The following is a 16,912-nucleotide window of genomic DNA, read 5'->3' as shown; positions in this document are numbered from 1 at the left end:
GGGATTTTGAGTTTTTGAAGGACTCACTTATAAATCAACTAAATCCAAATGATCTAAAAGATAGCATAAGTGATTGTTGTGACGATGGAATTACAGTGTATATATTCTCGACTTTTCAAAATTCTGAATTAAAAGAAACAGAATTGGTGAACTACTTTACAGCAAATCAGAAACGGCTTATAAATTTCACATTGGAAATAATAAATAAAAACAACTATGATATTACAACTGAAAAATATTTGACAAAACTGAAAAGACAATTTAAATGATAAAAATCTGCGCTTAATAACGGGTCATAGGACATGCCACGGTTTGGCTTGGCTGGATGCAGATGTGAGAATTTAAACAACAATACACTAAACAACTAATCTGCGGAAAAGGCGGAACGACACCATACACGCGAAACGTTGTATGCAATTTACTTACGTACAAAATCTAAACTATTTTAAAATTGAGAAGTAGATCACACATATTAGAAGAAGAGAGTTTATTTGAGCTAAAAAAAATACTGCCAAATGAATGGGTAATTAGAGAAAAACCTAAAGATTATGGTGTTGATGTTGAGATCGAAGTATTCAGTGCAAATGGAAGTTACACAGGTCTTGTGTTTTGGATACAGTTAAAAGGGACTGATAGCGAAAATACAAAAGATCATAAGTCAATAAGATTGTCTGTTAAAAAAATTAGACAGCTAGCTTCATATAAATTACCTGTAGCGATTTTTAGATATAACTCATTAAATAAGGAGTTCTATTTTGATTGGGTTATAAGACATGGTTATCTTTCGTCTAGTACTAGGAGTAAATCATTTAATATCCAGTTCGAACCGCACCACTTATGGACAGATAATTCAATAAATCAAATAATTACTTTTCTAAAAAGGAAGAATGAATTTAACAAGAATAACTTTTCTTTTCCAATTAAGGGTTTTGTAAATAATATAAACGCTCCAAATAAAACATACAGAATACTCTCTGGAAATATTTCAAAAAAATCATCACTAGTTAAAATTGTTAGAGATAGATATTCAGCGGATATTGAAATTAATCTTTTGGAAAAGCGCATAGTGTTGAATATGTCTGGTTCATTTGGAAGTTCAATTGGTTTTGAAAAAGCAGAGAATGATAATGATATTTTAATTTTTGACGCTTTTAATAAAGCCTTATTATTACTGCTAAATCAAACTGAAAAAGATAATGAATTATTCAAGTTTATAGATGACAATAATTTATTGAAAGATATTATTCATCATTCAGGGATTTTGCAATATCTACTTCCAAAATTAATTGCAAGTAAAACTGGGAAACATTTTACGGAAGAGATAGTAGATTATGTTTTTAAATCAGGAGATCCAATAACCCAGGCAGCTCTTCAAGCAATAGTTTTTCTAGCTGGTCAAAAAGTAATATCAAGAGATAGAGTTGAATCCTATTTTCAACAAGTAATTAAGCTCTGTAAAGAAACAGGTGAAAACAAATCATTAGCAACAACATACTATAATTTAGGGAATTATTATAGAGGAATTGGAGATTTAGTATTAGCATTGAAATATTACAATAAGGCTTATAAAATTGAGACAACATATATACAAAGGGGGTACTATTGTCGTGAGTTAGCTGGAATTTTGTTTGACTTAAGTTTTTATAAACTAAGTGCGAAATTCTACGAATTGGCCAAAAAATTGGAGCCAGATAATATATTTCTTTTGGGTATACTTGGGGATGCAGAAATGTACTCAGGTAATTATGAGAAAGCACTGAACCTTTTTGATGATTTTTTAACTAAAAACAAGGATGCTAAACATGATAAATACGAGTTTTCATTAAAGTTTACATTGCTTAATGCAATCGTAGATTCTTTTGAAATCAAAACTCAAAAAAGAAATTCAATTTTATGTTCTAAAGAGTTGAAGGCATTGTCTGAGGAACAACTACAAGATTCCAAGGTATTAGATAGGTTATTAAATATAGATGCCTTAAATCCAGTTGTTTGGAATTACTATTCATTCATTTCAATTAGAGAGCAAGATTTGTTTTTAATGTTTTTATCTTCATTAGTGCAAGCAATACTAATTAAATTTGAGTCAAAACTATGGGCTAGTTTATCAATCCAAGCTACACTTGATGAACTGCATTACCCATTATTAAACGACATTGCAAATACAGCATACTTTTATTGTAAAGAAAGCTACATTACAGAATTACAAGAAATGATTGAATGGGAGATTTATAAAGATTTCAATGGGGATGAATTTTTGAGTCATGTCGAATCTTTAATTAAGGATCCGAAAGAATATCCTAATGAGTTGAGATTTTGGGATGATAACGGAGCTAAAATTCTAGAAATATAGAAAAACTGCATACAACAATGGCTAATAAGGCATAGGCTTGCCGCAGGCGCAACACAAGCCAACGCTTCGTAGTCTCGTCCGTTGGCCACAATTAGGGTACAGTCAAGGCAAATAGTTGACAAACGTTCAAGACACATGGTTTACGCTCATTTGGAAAATTATACTATTTCAGGCCTAAACTAATTTAAGTTGTGAAATATTTCTTTAAGACTAGAAAGTTCGTAAAAGAGCCTATAAATAGCCCTATATGTTATCCTGAATACACGGATAACCGTTTAATTTTTACAGATACATTGTTGATTAAAGGGTGTTCTTTGTGTAAAACTAGGTTATTGTTTGATATTTAATTGTTTTCGCATGTGGGAACTGCACTTGTAAACTAGTTTTAAATGGTATTTATCTAGTTAAATACCCCAGTACACGGGTAATTATACCTCAGATGACCATTTTGTTGTCTAAAGATGAGTAAATGCTTAAAATAGCGTATAAATAGCTCTGTTTGTTATCCTGTTTAACTAGATAAACCCTTAATATTGAAAGGGGCAATTGTGGTTACTGATTTAAACAGTATATTTATTAGCAAGATTATCTTTACTACTTATTCATAAAAAGGTGTTGTAATAACATAGTTGGCGTACAAATTAAAACCAAACTACAAAATGACTAAACTTTTATTGGCTTTTACATTTTTATTTATTGTTCTCAATCATTCTTATGCACAAAAAAAGATAACGGATTGCGATAGGATACTTGATAAAGAAATAAACTTAGAACAAATCAAGAATAACCTTGAAGACTTTAAAAGTGATTTTAAAACGTTTATGTTATGCAAATTTGATACGATTGACTATCAAATACTATTAGGTCCAAAACAAGATATGATCGAATGGTCTCTAAATGTTTTAAGTACAGCAAAAGTTCAGAACAACAAAAATAGTTACACGTTTAAAGATCTTTATGATTTTATCTCAAAGTTTAAAAAAACGGAAGAATATAATATAGTTAGAGAAATTGTTGAAACAAGGAATAAACTAGTTGTTAAAACTGCTAGTATCGAAAATTGGGAAGAAGATAGAAAATCGCTGGAAATAATTAGGTTTAATCCTAAACAAATAGAAATAATAAAAAGTATTGTCCAGAAGAACGATAACGAATTAACATATGATGGGATTTTTGAAATTGCTTATCCCGTATTAATTGAAGTAGAAAATAAAACCACCGAGAAACTAGCACAGGCAAACAATTCAAACAATAGCGTTATAAAGTCAAATGAGAATGTGGTCATCATGAGTAGAATTCATACAAGTGATTTAAGGCCTACATGGTATAAAGAACTTGAAAAAACTACTCTAGAGGAATTTTTGGAAGATTTCAAAAATATTGATTGGGATTCTGAATATTGGGAGGAAAGTAAGAATGAAACATATAATTACCCTGATATAGAAGCAATAAATCTCGATAACAAATTATATCTTTCATTTTCTGTTTCGGAACTCACATCTGAAAGTTTTCAGTTTGTAATTGGATTAGGAATACATCGTATTAATAATAGAATAATAAAACTTTTTGCGACTTCCAGTGATGATGAAGCTAGAGTCATCAATATCATTAAACTATTTTTTGAAAGTGATTTAGAAAAACTTTCAAGAGAAATTAAAACGCTTGATTTTCTGTATGAGGCAACAGATGATTTTCATAATATTGAATCGATTGATGAGAATAATTTAATTTCATCATGTGATTATGCCAAAGAACTGTGGGAAGGAACCTATACTTTTGATTTTTTTGATGAGTGTATAGAATGTGCTAATTTTTTAGAACGACCTATATTGTTCTTTTTTAGTTCGTATGGTAGTCTTGAATGTACAGAATTTTCAGCAAAAATTTTGAACGATCCTGAGATTGAAAAATTAACAAACTCCAAGTATGTTTTTGTAAGTATGTTTACAGATGATGTTGGAAAACTAATTGAAGAAGAATGCTATTATTCAGAAATTCAAAAGATATATGTTACTACTAAGGGGAAGCGAAATTTAGACACTCAAATAGAAAAATTTAATAATAGAAATCAACCATACTTTGTAATTGTTGATAGTCAAGGTGCTGTGTTAAAAGAATATTCAGGCGGCTTGGACATTGATAAATTTAAAAAGTTCCTCGAGAAATAAATACAGGCAACTAACAATCAAATTTGACAAAAATAATACAGCTATTGACTATTTATTTTGGACAGATAAAATGACAAAAATTTTTACGATAAAGAATATTTTAATTGCTTTTGGTTTAATTCTCTTCGATTTATTTATTTACATATTTCTTGGACTAATGCTGATGAATTATGATGATTTTTATGATGAAAGTAAAGGGGAATATTGGAGTTTAGAAAGTATGAACTTTTGGGAGAAAGTAAATTATATTGGTTTAAACACATGGCACTTAGTTAATCTGATAGTAATTGGATATATAATTTATAGAGTGATAAAATCAATAAGAAAAAATGCCCTATAACAAAATATATAGCACGCACCAATAGGGGAACACGCCAAACTCAAAATAATCTGTAATATATGAAGCCAACATTAGAACTTCCTAGGACAATTCGTCCTTTACGATTGAATGAGATAACAAAAAACTCTTCTGTGAAAGAGAGAATGGAATTAAGGAAAAAGGCTAAAATTGTTGAAGGGTTTAAAATATTGCCTAAGGATAACAATCCAGAACATTCTGAATTACTCTTTAATTTCTTTGCTGAAATAAATATTGATAACTCAAGATTGTGGGATTTAATCATTGCACTAAGTGAAGAGCTGCCAGAAGAAGCAGCTTTGATCTTTAACCATACAGATTCAGAACCAAATTATGGGAAATATTCAGATAAAAAATATGTGCTCGAATTTTTAAGTCATTACAAGAAAGAAGTAATTGGAGACTCATTCATTGATATTGGATTAATTTTTCATACTGAATCAGAATTAATTGAAATATTTATTCCTGAATCAAAATACGTTAAATATTGGGGTGTTAATCAAAAGTCGTTCATAAAAATTATGGAGAATTTTAACTTGAAAGAAGTAATTGACATCGAATTTGTGGATGAATATCCGAAAGTAAGAGAAGCTTTAAGTCTTTTTGAGAATGAAATAACAGAATCAGAACAATTGATTAAAATATTAAAAAAGGAATTTTTATAGATAACAACATGCCCCAAACCGTTAACTTCCTTAAATCCAACAGGGAGTAAATTGGGATAAATCAATATAGGTAAACGCTTGTAAAATGCATTAAAACAGCTTGTTGCAAATAAAAATTAAGATTCTGGAGGGGCTGCTTAATCGGAAAAGCTGACAGTTTTGTTGGCTTTTTTCGTGTAGTTCTAGTTCCTTTCTAAGATTCCACTAATTTTTCTTCACATCAATAGTTCTTATGTTAGGATATTAAACGGTATATTTAATAAAAATATTTTGATGGAATTTAGAGGTTTGAAATCACTTATTAATTAGCGAGTAATGATTACAGAAATAACCTTTGAAGGTGATAAAATAAAATTAAAATCTGATAAAGATAGAATCACTACAACACTTATTACAACTTTATCACTTACAATTATTTATTGTTATTGGTGGATTGATTTAATTTCTGATGTTGCAAAAAGTAATATCATCGGCAATGATAATTATATACTTTGGATTCCAGTGGCAGTTATTATTTATATAATCGGATTTTGGCTATTGTTAAGATTTACCACGAAATCATTCGGAGATTTAGAAATCTCATTAGAAGAAAAACATTTGTATTTGGTTTATACTCTTTATGGTTTTGAAGTAAAGACAAAGTTTGATACCTGTAAAATCAAAAAAATAAGAATTATTGATAAAGGTTATTTCACGTATAGAGTAGGGTTTAATTACTCGAAAGAAGAAAAATATATTGGCTTAGGATGGGGATCGAATGAACAAATTGCTAAAGACTTATTCTTTGCATTAAAAGATAAGCTGAAAATAAATCAATAATTCAAATGAACTTTCTCCGCAAACTCATACGAAAACTACTTTCAAATCAAGACTCGTTCGAGTATAAGGAATTCGAACGAAATGAAAAGTGTTATTGTGAAAGTGGTAAGAAGTACAAGCAATGTCACTTGCCTGTTTTAAACAAGAAAGGGAAATTGGCTTTGCATGAAACCAACCTTAGTACAGGTGAAAAGCGAGTTAGAATCTATTCAGTGAGGAAATATAAAGGCTTATCAACAAGAATGAAAACTAGTTTGCGAGGTGTTGATGTACAAGCCACAAATGTTGCTTTAAATGATCACAATAATTTGCAGGATATATATAGGAACTAAACGATAATTATGCGCTTAATATTAGTACTAATAGTAATCTTGATTGTTAATCCAGTCTATTCGCAAGTAGATAGCCTTAAAGCAATACCCATCTCAGATACAGATAGTTTGGTTATAATTATCGATCCAATTGAAAGCATGCCTGTATTTCCAGGAGGACTGGATTCTCTTTTCTCCATTCTGGAAAGAGAATTAGACTTTGAGATCATTAATGGAGGCTCAGAAAGTGGTTTTGTGTATGTAAAAGGAGTAATTGATACTTCTGGATTATATGGAAATTTTTCAATGAATTGGAAAGATATACCTGATAGGTTTAAACTAGTTCAGGATACGATAATTTATAATGAAATTCGAAGGGTTCTTAGTGATTTGCCACTATGGTCTCCTGCAAAACAGTACAATCAAAAAGTACGATGTAATTATTACCTAAGGATTCCTATTCCTTATAATAAAACTAAATCTTTCAAGCTTGGGAGCTATACCATTTCAGAAAAATCAGACTCTTCATACCATGTAACACTTAATGGAAAAGTTTATATTGACGAAATAGAAAAAGAGCGATTTTTGAATTGTACAAACAAGTTTGATAGTATTCAAGTAATTCGATCTTTTAAGCGATATGGTGATCGATTAATTATTCCAATTGCTAATGGAAAAGATCATTTAGACAGATCTGATAGATTATACTTGAGAGATAATATAGAAGAGTCTGAACTTTATGAATTCATAAGTCAAGCAATTGGTGGACTCAATTTATTTATCCTTTTAAATAACAATGGTACATTTGAGTGGGAGGCATGTGGTGATTGTTTTAATTATAAATCATCTGGTAAATACATTGTAGTACATGATTCTATAGTGATACTTAATCCAGTATCCCTAAATACCCCATTTAAGAAGGAGAGTACCGAAGAAAAAGGATTCTTTCCAAAAAATGAATTTAATTTCAAAAACAGGATCTACATTTTACGTGAAGGAAGTCTTTATAATGTTAATCCATCTTGTGAAGTTAAAATATTAAAGGATTCAGATTGGAGTAATCACTTTTCAAAATTAATAGGTAGCTCATATTTAGATTTATGTGAGATTGAACTGAAAAAATTTTACCATGGACAAGGGTTTCTTTTGGATTCAGAAGTCAATGATGATTATGGAATTACCACTTTAATTAAATCCGACACTACAATTGTACTTTTCACCAAAACTATAGGTAGAACGCCAGAAGGAAAGGCAGAACAACTAATATTAGACGTTGATTACATTGTTGGGGATTATTATTTAAGTAGACCTGTAGATCGAAATGGTAAAATTGATAAGGAATTAGTCGCTTTTGTTGTTTATGAGGATCAAGAAAAATTCGAGAATATTAAAAGAGTGTATAGAGCAAACAGGTTGAATGAGAAATTAGAAGTAGAGAATAAAACAAGTATAGTTTGTTGGAATATGGAATTTGGTGTCGAGCCATAAAAATCTAAAAATTGATAACTATATAATATTCAAAAGGGAGAAAGTAACCCCCGAACAACATTAATATTGGCCGGGGAATACTGTCATTCTTATCCATATTGATACACTCCTTGAATCTTATTCATCTCATTAGAAATTAATTTTTCACCTGCTCTAGCATAGTTTTCAGTCATTCTTGTATTAGTATGTCCCATCATTTTTGAAATTGCTTTAATGTTAAGATTATTTCCTAAGGTAACAGTTGTTGCAAAAGTGTGGCGAGCTGAATGAGTACTTAAGTTCTTGTTAATCCCACATAAATCTGCAATTTCTTTTAAATATGCATTCATCTTTTGGTTGCTTGGAACAGGTAGAAGCTTTTGTTGAATCTGGCAAACAGGATCGTTTTTGTATTTGGCTAGAATTGCCTTTGGAATATCAAATAGAGGAACTTCAAATTCAATTTTTGTTTTTTGTCTTTTGCTTTTTATCCATGAATTCCCATCAATTCCTGTTACAATATGCTCTTGATTCAATGATTTTACATCTGAGAATGCCAAGCCTGTAAAACAGCAGAATATGTATAAGTCTTTAATTACTTCTAATCTTCTAATCTCAAATTTCTTATTCATTAGCTTATTTAGTTCTTCATCATCCAAATATTCTTTATCCACTTTCTCCATTTTAAACTTGATTTTAGCAAAAGGGTCTGTTCTCATCCATTCATTAGCTAAAGCCAAATTAGTGATCTTTTTGAAGTTTTTAAGGTATTTAAAGGTTGTGTTGGTAGAACATTTTCGTTCCGTTCTGAAATAATGCTCAAAATCGCATATAAACTGATGATTGATTTTTCCAAGGGGTAAGTCATGTAAATGGTATTGCATTTTAATAAAGTCTTGCGTGTGCTTTAAACAGGTTCTATATCTTTCAACAGTTCCTTCAGCCATATCAATGCCAATGCGCTTTTCACATCTTTCATTGTGTTTTTTGAAAATGCCAATAATGCTATGTTCGTCTTTTTCTTGGTTCAAACATGCCTTTAGATTTTTACAACTCAACTCTTCCTGAATTTCAAGATCATTAATCAGTTTTAAGATCTTTTCATTCATATGTTGAATGTAACGATTGTTTTCTTTTGCTTTTAGGGTATTGCCTTTACACTTGCCTTTTTTAGAATCCCAATGCTTTGAATCAATACTTCTTTTTAATGAAATATCTAATCGTTGACCATCAATTGTAATTCGAACAAAGATTGGAGATTCACCATTTTTCAGTTTAGTCGTTTTTCTAGCAAAGAATAAAATAGAAGTTGATTTACTCATTTTAACTTGTTTTTTAAGGTTTTAAATAACTTTTCAAAACTAGCAAATGAGTGATTTTTGAATAGAGCAAAGCAGTGTATAGTAGTGCATTAGAGCCGCTCTGAGGTGTAGCGTTTTTTGAATTTTTTATCTACACCAATCGAAACACCTTTTTTTTGCATTTTAAGGCGTTTGTTTGCTTTGGTATAAAAGAAAAAAACCTTGCAAACGTACGGTTTACAAGGTTTTTCTTTCTGTTGCATTTCTGCGAAGCGGAGAGAGAGGGATTTGAACCTCTTATCCAGTAAATATTTCATTTTCGATACTTCTTAGATAAAATGGGGCATGTAGCGTTTTTCTTATCCGTCAAATTCTTCTTTTTTGTACTTCAAAAGCACTTTTACTTTCCCCTTTGCTTTCCCTTTTGTATATTTGGGGAAACAAATTTACAACCTATGTATTTCTTTTTAAAAGAACCCAAGTCAGACAAACTTACACCAATTTATTTGATTTACTATTTAAAAAGTCAAAAGAAGAATTTCAAATATTCTACAAACCAATCGATTCATCCAAACAATTGGAATAGTGAAAGTAGAATGCCAAAGGCAAAAAGAGGTGCAAGCGGAGCAGAATTGAAACATACTTCATCTATGCTAAGTATGTATTCCGACTTTTTGGACGAAAAAGTAAAGGAACTCAATAAACGCAATACACCTATTACCAGAGAATTGCTAAAACAATTGTTTGACGAAGAATTTAAACATAAATCCACTAAACAGGAATGCAGGTATCTGACTGAGGTAATTCAAGATTTTATTGACAGCAAAAACAAGTCCAAAGGACAATCAGATAGCTGGAATCAAAAATATACCAACCTAAAAAACAAGCTGATTGCTTTTGAAGACAAAAAAAGAAAGAAGGTAGAATTTACTTCTATAACGCAAGATTGGATTGATGAATTTTGTGGCTTTTTACGTGTTATCAAGGTAAAACCGTTTAAACCACATAACGACAATACACTACACCGCACTATTAACTTTTTAATCACAGTTTTGATCTGGTCAGAAGGCAAATACCATAAGATCGACCTGAAAAAGATTAAAAACCCAGTTAATAAATACCAGCCGGACGATGTTTTTTTAACAGATCAGGAAATAAAAGTTTTGGAAAAATTTCAGTTTCCCCGTGAATCATTAGAGCGAGCAAGAGATTTGTTTTTGATTGGAGTTTATTCAGGTCAAAGGTATTCGGATTATTCTATATTTGAGAAAGCCGATATACATGGAGACATGATTATAAAAAAGGCTGAAAAAACAGAAAGCGAAAGTTTTATTCCATTGCACCCAAAACTAAAAGCACTATTGGACAAGTACGATTGGCAATTACCTAAAATCTCCAACCAGAAATTTAACAAGAGAATTCAAGAGGCTTGCAGGCTTGCTGGATTTGATGAAGAAATCAAGGAGATTATTTATAGTGGAACAAAAAAAGAAATTGTATACAATTTAAAATACAAGATGATTTCCAGCCATACGGCCAGACGTACCTTTATTACTCTTTCAAGTGAAAAAGGTATGCCAGATCATATCATCATGAAGATAACAGGAATCAAAGACCCAAAGACTTTGATAAAATACAAAAAGACTTCTCAAAAATCAGTTGTAGATTCCATGCAGAAATATTGGGGGTAAAGCTCCTGATATTTCATATCATCTATTTAGGATTATAAACAAAGCAAACTCTTTGTATTTCTATAATGTCATTTTTATAGATTTTGAACTTTGGATAATTCGGACTTACACACCAAAGAATATTTTCATCCTCTGAATCATGCTCAATTCTTTTAATCATTCTATCTTCTGAGGTAATGATCAAATAGATTCTTTCTGTATTGAGCGTTTCCCAATTGTTTATCCTTCTTACTCCTACCAAAGCACTGCTTGAAATTTCCGGTTCCATGCTTGCCCCTGCTACTGGCAAAATATTTTCTGCAATATCAGCACCCGGTAATCCTTGTATGTATCCATCCGGTTTATTTTGTCCTATGATTTCAGATACACTATGACCAGCTGAGACATATAAATTCCAATAAGGAACACCATCCAAAGATTCATTTTGTATTACTCTCATAACTTGCCCAGCACCATCAAATAGATATTTGCTGTTAAGCATTGGAAACACTTCGCACACTTTCAAAACAAATTGTTTGGATAAAGGTGTTCTTCCGTTTAGAATTAGTGATACGCTGGATTTGTTGTATCCTATTCTTTCCACGAATTCTTGCTGATTTCGAATAATGCGTTGACTCTTCAAAATTTCAATCGCATTTTTAAGTCTCTCCAACATAGTCAATTAAGATTTATTTAAATTATTTGTTTGTGTAGAGTTTGGATAAACACAAACAGAACGTTTATATTTGTATAGAAATACAAACTTGTAAACAAATATATAAATAAAATGGAATTAGCAAAAAAACCTTTAGCACCTCTAATGAGAAAAATGAAAGTTGGACAAGTAGAAGTTTATCCTTGTTCACAGAACCGATCTATCAATGTCACAGCAAGTAACCTGAATATTGAAGAGGGAAAGTCATTTTCCAGGAAAAGAAAGGGAAATGTGATTGAAGTCACAAGAACAGCTTAGTTGCTAGTTGGTTAAAATACATTTTCAAAAAAAATCAATTTGCACCTAATTTTTTAAGAATCGCAGCATGAGTAAAAACGAAATGATAGAAGCCAGCTTTATTGGCTCGGCATTATTCGATGCAAACAATGTTTGCATGTCGGTTGAGCAATGTGCCGAGTTTCTGGGCATACATGAAAAAACCGTAAAAAACCGAATCAAGACCAAGGACAGAAACAAAAAGATCATTGCAGAACCCCATGGCAAGGGCTGGAAAATCCCAAAAATACAATTTGTAAAAGAGATCGTTACAAAATTTGAAAAACAGAAAGAAAATGAAGGCATTTAGAATCTTATTCATACTACTTGCCCTTTGTGCTTTTGTTGGCATCTGCACTGGGGCTACCCATCAGTTTTTTATGCTTGTTATTTGTTTGATTGCCCAGGCAATTTGTGTAAATCCAAAAAAGCTGGATTCATCTTAAAAACAGAGTCTTCAGTAATAATAACGCTGAAAAACTGGGTATAAATGCCGCACTTTTTTTCGGGTACGGAACTGTTTGTTTTCTTTTAAAATGAGCAATCGGAAACGCAGAATAATAGGGTACGCATGCCGCATTATTTTCTTTCCAAAAACTCACTCTCTCACCCTTGGTTGACTACATTAACATACTACTCTCTGACTTTGATTTTAAGACCTGGCAATCGGACAAGCGCTTGCAGTTTCAATTTAAAATCTCAGACCAGCTTGATAGCTTTGGCAATGTAGTTCAAACCAGCAGTGAAGTAGCACATTATAGGGGCTTAGACTTCATTCGCACACTATCGGGAAAATGCTTTGTAAAAGGCTCAATCCACAGATTTTTCAATGCTGGCAGTAACAATGGAAACCGCTTTTCCTATCTGGATTTTATGGAAGCCCTGGAAGAATTGCAGGACTTTGGGGTAATACCGGATAAAGCCATACTTAAGAGCTTTGAGTTTGGTTTGAATCTTCCTGTCAAAGAGAAACACTTAAGCGCCAAAAGCTTTTACAATTCAATCATTTATAGGATTGGTGAAGTTGAAAAATGCATGAGTGACGACGGCAACAACCTAATAGGAAAGCAGTTTATTACCGAGGATACCACAGTTAAGAGCTACGATAAAAAGCAGCAAGCCGCCCTGCAATGTTCTCATGAAATCATACGCTATGAGCTAAGGTTTAGACGAATGCGATTGTTAAAGCGTTTCGGCATAGTCACTCTTTATGATTTAACCGATAAAGACAAGTTAATCCAGCTTTTTGAAAAGAGGCTTTTAAAGTCGGTAAATGAAACAATACTACTGGATTGGAAAGCTTTGCCAAACACAAACAAACTTCCTGAATATCAAAAGAAAAAGTTTTTGAATTGGCGAAACCCAAACTGGTGGCGAGAAAAGAGCATGACTACAAAAGCCAGAAACAGAAACAAAATAAGTTTTGAAAATCTGATTAAAAACAAGGCCAGATATGACATCAAAGAGATACTTAAAAACAAGCTGATAGGTGAATTTAGCAGTGTGATTGCCTCTCAAAATTTTTCACCTAATGGCAGCACGCAGAAAAACATGGGTACAAATGCCGGACGTATTGTTAGCGGCAAGCATGTCGGGGAAACGAACATGCTTAAAAGAAAATATTGCCTGGTATGCGGTAAGGATATTACCCACCTGAAAAAAGATGCAAAGTACTGTAACGATAATCGCAAATGCAGGGATAAGGCATACAACTTAAAAGTATCCAAACAACGAAAAGCCCGAAGAACCCAAAAGCAAAAAGAAATACTAAAGATCATTAATGAGCTTGGAACTGATCTAATGCTCACAAGAACAACCAATCCAGGCAGAAGGAAGATAGCTGGTATACCTGGTCGAAAGACATCGATAATTGTTACCACAAACGGAAAGCAGAAACTTTACCATGGAGCTGCTGCTCGTTTCTTCCTGAAAGAATTTGAAAAGAAAAAGAAGTTGAACCAAAGCAATATGCAAGATGAAACAAATAGTACTTGAAACCATACTAAGGCTCTCTAATGAAAAGATTGAAAATGGAACCTTTCCCACACATGTTTTGTGGATTGATCTAAGAAAAGAATTAAGTAACAAAATTATGGGAGCAATAGACCAGCTGATAAAAGAAGGAAAGTTAAAAGCCGGACATACACTTAATGACAGATACCTAAAACCAATACCTCCTGATACATTAAAGAATGAAGAAAGAAACAAATGTGCATAATCATGAAGCCTGGCACAATTGCAAAGAGTGTGGCCATGAATACGACTTAAGAACAAATGATGTTTGCCCAGAATGTAAAACCCACAAAAACCAAGACTATGGAATTTTATACAATGACTAGAAAAGAGTTTGCCGTAAAAATGAAGGTTAGCAGATCGACACTGTATCGATACATGAATGCTTGTCTTGCTCCTGAATTTTTAGAACTCACCAAAGGAAAGTTACTTTTTAAGGAGCAGGTAGAATTCATCTACAATAAAATCATTGCTTCGGAAAAATGGAAAAAACTTATGGATTCAAAATTGGAGATAGAAAAATATTAACATACAATTTTTTTGAGGGAGTCGAACCCTCGGACAAGCAGGTTCAAAATAGGGTACACCTGAATCCAAACCCAAAACAAAGGGCAAAAATCAAGCTTTTTTAGATCGAATCCCCAGCTTTTGAACCCACTTTAAAAATAAACCCAGAAAAACGGATTTTTTACATGAACAAAAAAATATACAAATACACCCGAGTTTCGACTACAGAACAAAACGAAGCTCGACAAGTTGGAGGTTTGGAAAAATACGAAGGCGAAACTTTTGTTGATAAAGTTTCCGGTAAAGTTGCTTTTGCAGATCGACCAGAAGGGAAAAAGATCATTCAAGCCGTAAAGGATGGATTGATATCTGATTTAATTGTATTGGAAGTCGACAGGTTAGGAAGAGATATTATAGATGTTTTAGCCGTTTTAAAATTCATGAAGGAAAATGAGGTTTGTGTTACTGTTCATAGTCTTGGACTGAAAAGTCTGATTGATGAAAAAAGCAATCAAACTTTTGATTTAATAACAACTGTACTGGCACAGGTTGCACAAATGGAATATGAAAGAATCAAGGAACGTCAAAGAGAAGGCATTGCCAAAGCAAAAGAAAGAGGAGTTTACAAAGGCAGGGTAAAAGGTTCTAAAAACAAAGATTCAATTTCCCTGGTTACTAAATACCCAAATGTTGCAGCTTGCCTGGAAGCAAAAATGAGTATTAATAAAACTGTTGCTGCCACAGGTGTAGGTCGTAGCACAGTAAAAAGAGTTAGGAAGGAATATTTTGCTCAATCATAACTCACCAAGATGTATGCCATTTCACAAACGGAATTCAGAATTTCATAATTCCAATTCCGTTTTTTATATCCTCAAATCAACATTCACATAGTTCAATGGCTGCACTATATCCAAATCGATTTTGTTATTCGCTAATATCTTGTTAAGTTTGAGAGTATAACTATACCCAAATGAAACCTAAAATATTGCTATCCTCCGATTTTCACAGGAATCAAAAGGTTGTCAAGATCACTTTTGATTACAACAATAGGATATTGGGATTATTGCGAAAACACTTTCCTGCTAAGTGGAGCCAAACTAAAAAGTGCTGGTGGATTATCCGAGAGAAATTCGATTACAAAAGGTTCAAGGAAATTTTTTCACCTATTGCTGAAATCATGCCAGTAGAAAATAAAGAGCCAGAAAAAATTGAGACAGCTCTACCTAAAGGTTATTTGGAGAAGTTAGAGCAAAAAAGGTATAGTCCACAAACCATTAAAATCTACACCCATTACTTTAAGGATTTTCTGATTTATTTTGATGGCAAAGAGCTTGCGGATATTGGCTTTGATGAGATCAATGCTTATTTGCATAAGCTTATAAAAGAACAAAACATATCAAGTAGTCAACAAAATCAGAGAATTAATTCCATAAAATTTTACTATGAAAAAGTACTTGGTAGAACAAAGGAGTATTATAAGATAGAAAGACCCCATAAAGAAAAAACCTTACCTGATGTTCTTAGTAAAGAAGAGATTTACAAAATGATTCAATTGACTCAAAATATTAAGCATCGATGTATTATAGCTTTAATTTACTCTTGTGGGCTGCGAAGAAGCGAGGCCATAAATATGCAGTTAACCGATATTGACTCGAAAAGAATGTTAGTTAAAGTTAGGGCTGCAAAAGGGAAAAAGGATAGATATGTTCAGCTATCGACTTACACATTAGAGCTTCTTAGGGATTATTATAGATACGAGCAACCAAAAAAGTGGATATTTGAAGGTGTAAATGGTGCTCAGTACAGTGCAGCAAGTATATTAAATGTGGTAAAATTTGCAGCAAAAAGAGCCAAAATTAAAAAAAGAGTTTTTCCCCACATTTTAAGGCATAGTTTCGCGACTCATCATTTGGAGCAAGGCACAGATTTACGATATATACAAGAATGGTTAGGTCATGGTAGTTCAAAAACAACAGAGCGCTATACACATGTTTCTAAAAAAGACTTTATTAAGTTTAAAAATCCTATTGATGATTTAAATTCGTCATAATCTTATCAGCTTACACAATCATATTGGATGTGTATACTGATAAAATAAAGAACTAAAAGAAAAATAAACACAACTTTTATCAGCTAACAAACAAGTTGGCAGTAATAAGATGAAAACAACATTATTGATTTTATTTTCAGGTTTTTTACTTTTTCAATTTACGGAAAAGAAAAAAATGGACTTTGAGAATGATTCTATAATTCTTCAAACTGAACTGGACACTTTAAGGATAAACTGGTATT

17 protein-coding genes and 1 pseudogene are annotated in these 16,912 nt (G+C 32.0%); 16 read left to right on the top strand and 2 right to left on the bottom strand.

Annotated elements, in window-relative coordinates; genetic code table 11:
* The 7 genes from ELS83_RS22115 to ELS83_RS20885 form a co-directional block, all read left to right on the top strand.
* On the top strand, window positions 1-269 hold a 269-nt coding region (locus ELS83_RS22115; RefSeq protein WP_216616731.1), incomplete at its 5' end, for a hypothetical protein.
* A 182-nt stretch (window positions 270-451) separates the two neighbouring features.
* Window positions 452-2,350 (top strand): DUF4365 domain-containing protein, encoded by a 1,899-nt coding sequence (locus ELS83_RS20910; RefSeq protein ID WP_171597498.1) that lies wholly within the window; start codon window positions 452-454, stop codon window positions 2,348-2,350.
* 659 nt (window positions 2,351-3,009) lie between these two features.
* Window positions 3,010-4,518, top strand: coding sequence for a thioredoxin fold domain-containing protein (locus ELS83_RS20905; protein WP_171597497.1), 1,509 nt, complete (start codon window positions 3,010-3,012; stop codon window positions 4,516-4,518).
* A 471-nt stretch (window positions 4,519-4,989) separates the two neighbouring features.
* Window positions 4,990-5,541 carry a hypothetical protein gene (locus tag ELS83_RS20900; protein ID WP_171597496.1) on the top strand — a complete coding sequence of 184 codons (552 nt, stop codon included), beginning with the start codon at window positions 4,990-4,992 and terminating at the stop codon, window positions 5,539-5,541.
* Window positions 5,542-5,856: 315 nt separating this feature from the next.
* Window positions 5,857-6,360 (top strand): hypothetical protein, encoded by a 504-nt coding sequence (locus tag ELS83_RS20895; protein WP_171597495.1) that lies wholly within the window; start codon window positions 5,857-5,859, stop codon window positions 6,358-6,360.
* 5 nt (window positions 6,361-6,365) lie between these two features.
* A complete protein-coding gene (locus ELS83_RS20890; protein WP_171597494.1) occupies window positions 6,366-6,692 on the top strand; it encodes an SEC-C metal-binding domain-containing protein in 327 nt (108 codons plus the stop codon).
* A gap of 9 nt (window positions 6,693-6,701) precedes the next feature.
* On the top strand, window positions 6,702-8,159 hold the full coding sequence (locus ELS83_RS20885) for a hypothetical protein (protein WP_171597493.1): 1,458 nt from the start codon (window positions 6,702-6,704) through the stop codon (window positions 8,157-8,159).
* Window positions 8,160-8,248: 89 nt separating this feature from the next.
* Here ELS83_RS20885 and ELS83_RS20880 read toward each other — a convergent pair whose 3' ends face one another.
* Window positions 8,249-9,460 carry a site-specific integrase gene (locus ELS83_RS20880; protein ID WP_171597492.1) on the bottom strand — a complete coding sequence of 404 codons (1,212 nt, stop codon included), beginning with the start codon at window positions 9,458-9,460 and terminating at the stop codon, window positions 8,249-8,251.
* Window positions 9,461-9,777: 317 nt separating this feature from the next.
* Between ELS83_RS20880 and ELS83_RS22885 the strand changes: the two are divergent.
* A pseudogene (locus tag ELS83_RS22885) lies at window positions 9,778-10,164 on the top strand (Arm DNA-binding domain-containing protein); the annotation flags it as partial.
* Between the two features lie 15 nt (window positions 10,165-10,179).
* Window positions 10,180-11,130 (top strand): tyrosine-type recombinase/integrase, encoded by a 951-nt coding sequence (locus ELS83_RS20875; protein WP_249414539.1) that lies wholly within the window; start codon window positions 10,180-10,182, stop codon window positions 11,128-11,130.
* A gap of 22 nt (window positions 11,131-11,152) precedes the next feature.
* Here the strand turns inward: ELS83_RS20875 and ELS83_RS20870 are convergent, their stop codons facing one another.
* Window positions 11,153-11,785 (bottom strand): XRE family transcriptional regulator, encoded by a 633-nt coding sequence (locus tag ELS83_RS20870; protein ID WP_171597490.1) that lies wholly within the window; start codon window positions 11,783-11,785, stop codon window positions 11,153-11,155.
* A gap of 111 nt (window positions 11,786-11,896) precedes the next feature.
* Here ELS83_RS20870 and ELS83_RS20865 point away from each other — a divergent pair, with 111 nt between their 5' ends.
* The 7 genes from ELS83_RS20865 (at window position 11,897) to ELS83_RS20835 (ending at window position 16,670) form a co-directional block, all read left to right on the top strand.
* Entirely contained in the window at window positions 11,897-12,082 is a 186-nt protein-coding gene (locus ELS83_RS20865) for a hypothetical protein (RefSeq protein WP_171597489.1), read from the top strand.
* Between the two features lie 67 nt (window positions 12,083-12,149).
* Window positions 12,150-12,410, top strand: coding sequence for a helix-turn-helix domain-containing protein (locus ELS83_RS20860; protein WP_171597488.1), 261 nt, complete (start codon window positions 12,150-12,152; stop codon window positions 12,408-12,410).
* 302 nt (window positions 12,411-12,712) lie between these two features.
* Window positions 12,713-14,095 carry a hypothetical protein gene (locus ELS83_RS20855; protein WP_171597487.1) on the top strand — a complete coding sequence of 461 codons (1,383 nt, stop codon included), beginning with the start codon at window positions 12,713-12,715 and terminating at the stop codon, window positions 14,093-14,095.
* Window positions 14,076-14,318, top strand: a complete 243-nt coding sequence (locus ELS83_RS20850) for a hypothetical protein (RefSeq protein ID WP_171597486.1) — start codon at window positions 14,076-14,078, stop codon at window positions 14,316-14,318. The genes ELS83_RS20855 and ELS83_RS20850 overlap by 20 nt, the downstream gene beginning before the upstream one ends.
* A gap of 98 nt (window positions 14,319-14,416) precedes the next feature.
* Complete coding sequence (locus tag ELS83_RS20845; RefSeq protein ID WP_171597485.1) at window positions 14,417-14,641, top strand: helix-turn-helix domain-containing protein; 225 nt, start codon at window positions 14,417-14,419, stop codon at window positions 14,639-14,641.
* 164 nt (window positions 14,642-14,805) lie between these two features.
* A complete protein-coding gene (locus tag ELS83_RS20840) occupies window positions 14,806-15,420 on the top strand; it encodes a recombinase family protein (protein ID WP_171597484.1) in 615 nt (204 codons plus the stop codon).
* Window positions 15,421-15,590: 170 nt separating this feature from the next.
* Window positions 15,591-16,670, top strand: coding sequence for a tyrosine-type recombinase/integrase (locus tag ELS83_RS20835; RefSeq protein WP_171597483.1), 1,080 nt, complete (start codon window positions 15,591-15,593; stop codon window positions 16,668-16,670).
* Window positions 16,671-16,912 lie beyond the last annotated feature (242 nt).

This window comes from Marinifilum caeruleilacunae (assembly GCF_013141825.1).
Lineage (GTDB): Bacteria > Bacteroidota > Bacteroidia > Bacteroidales > Marinifilaceae > Marinifilum > Marinifilum caeruleilacunae.
The sequence above is the reverse complement of the archived record's forward strand: the minus strand, read 5'-3'. Positions and strand labels throughout refer to the sequence as shown.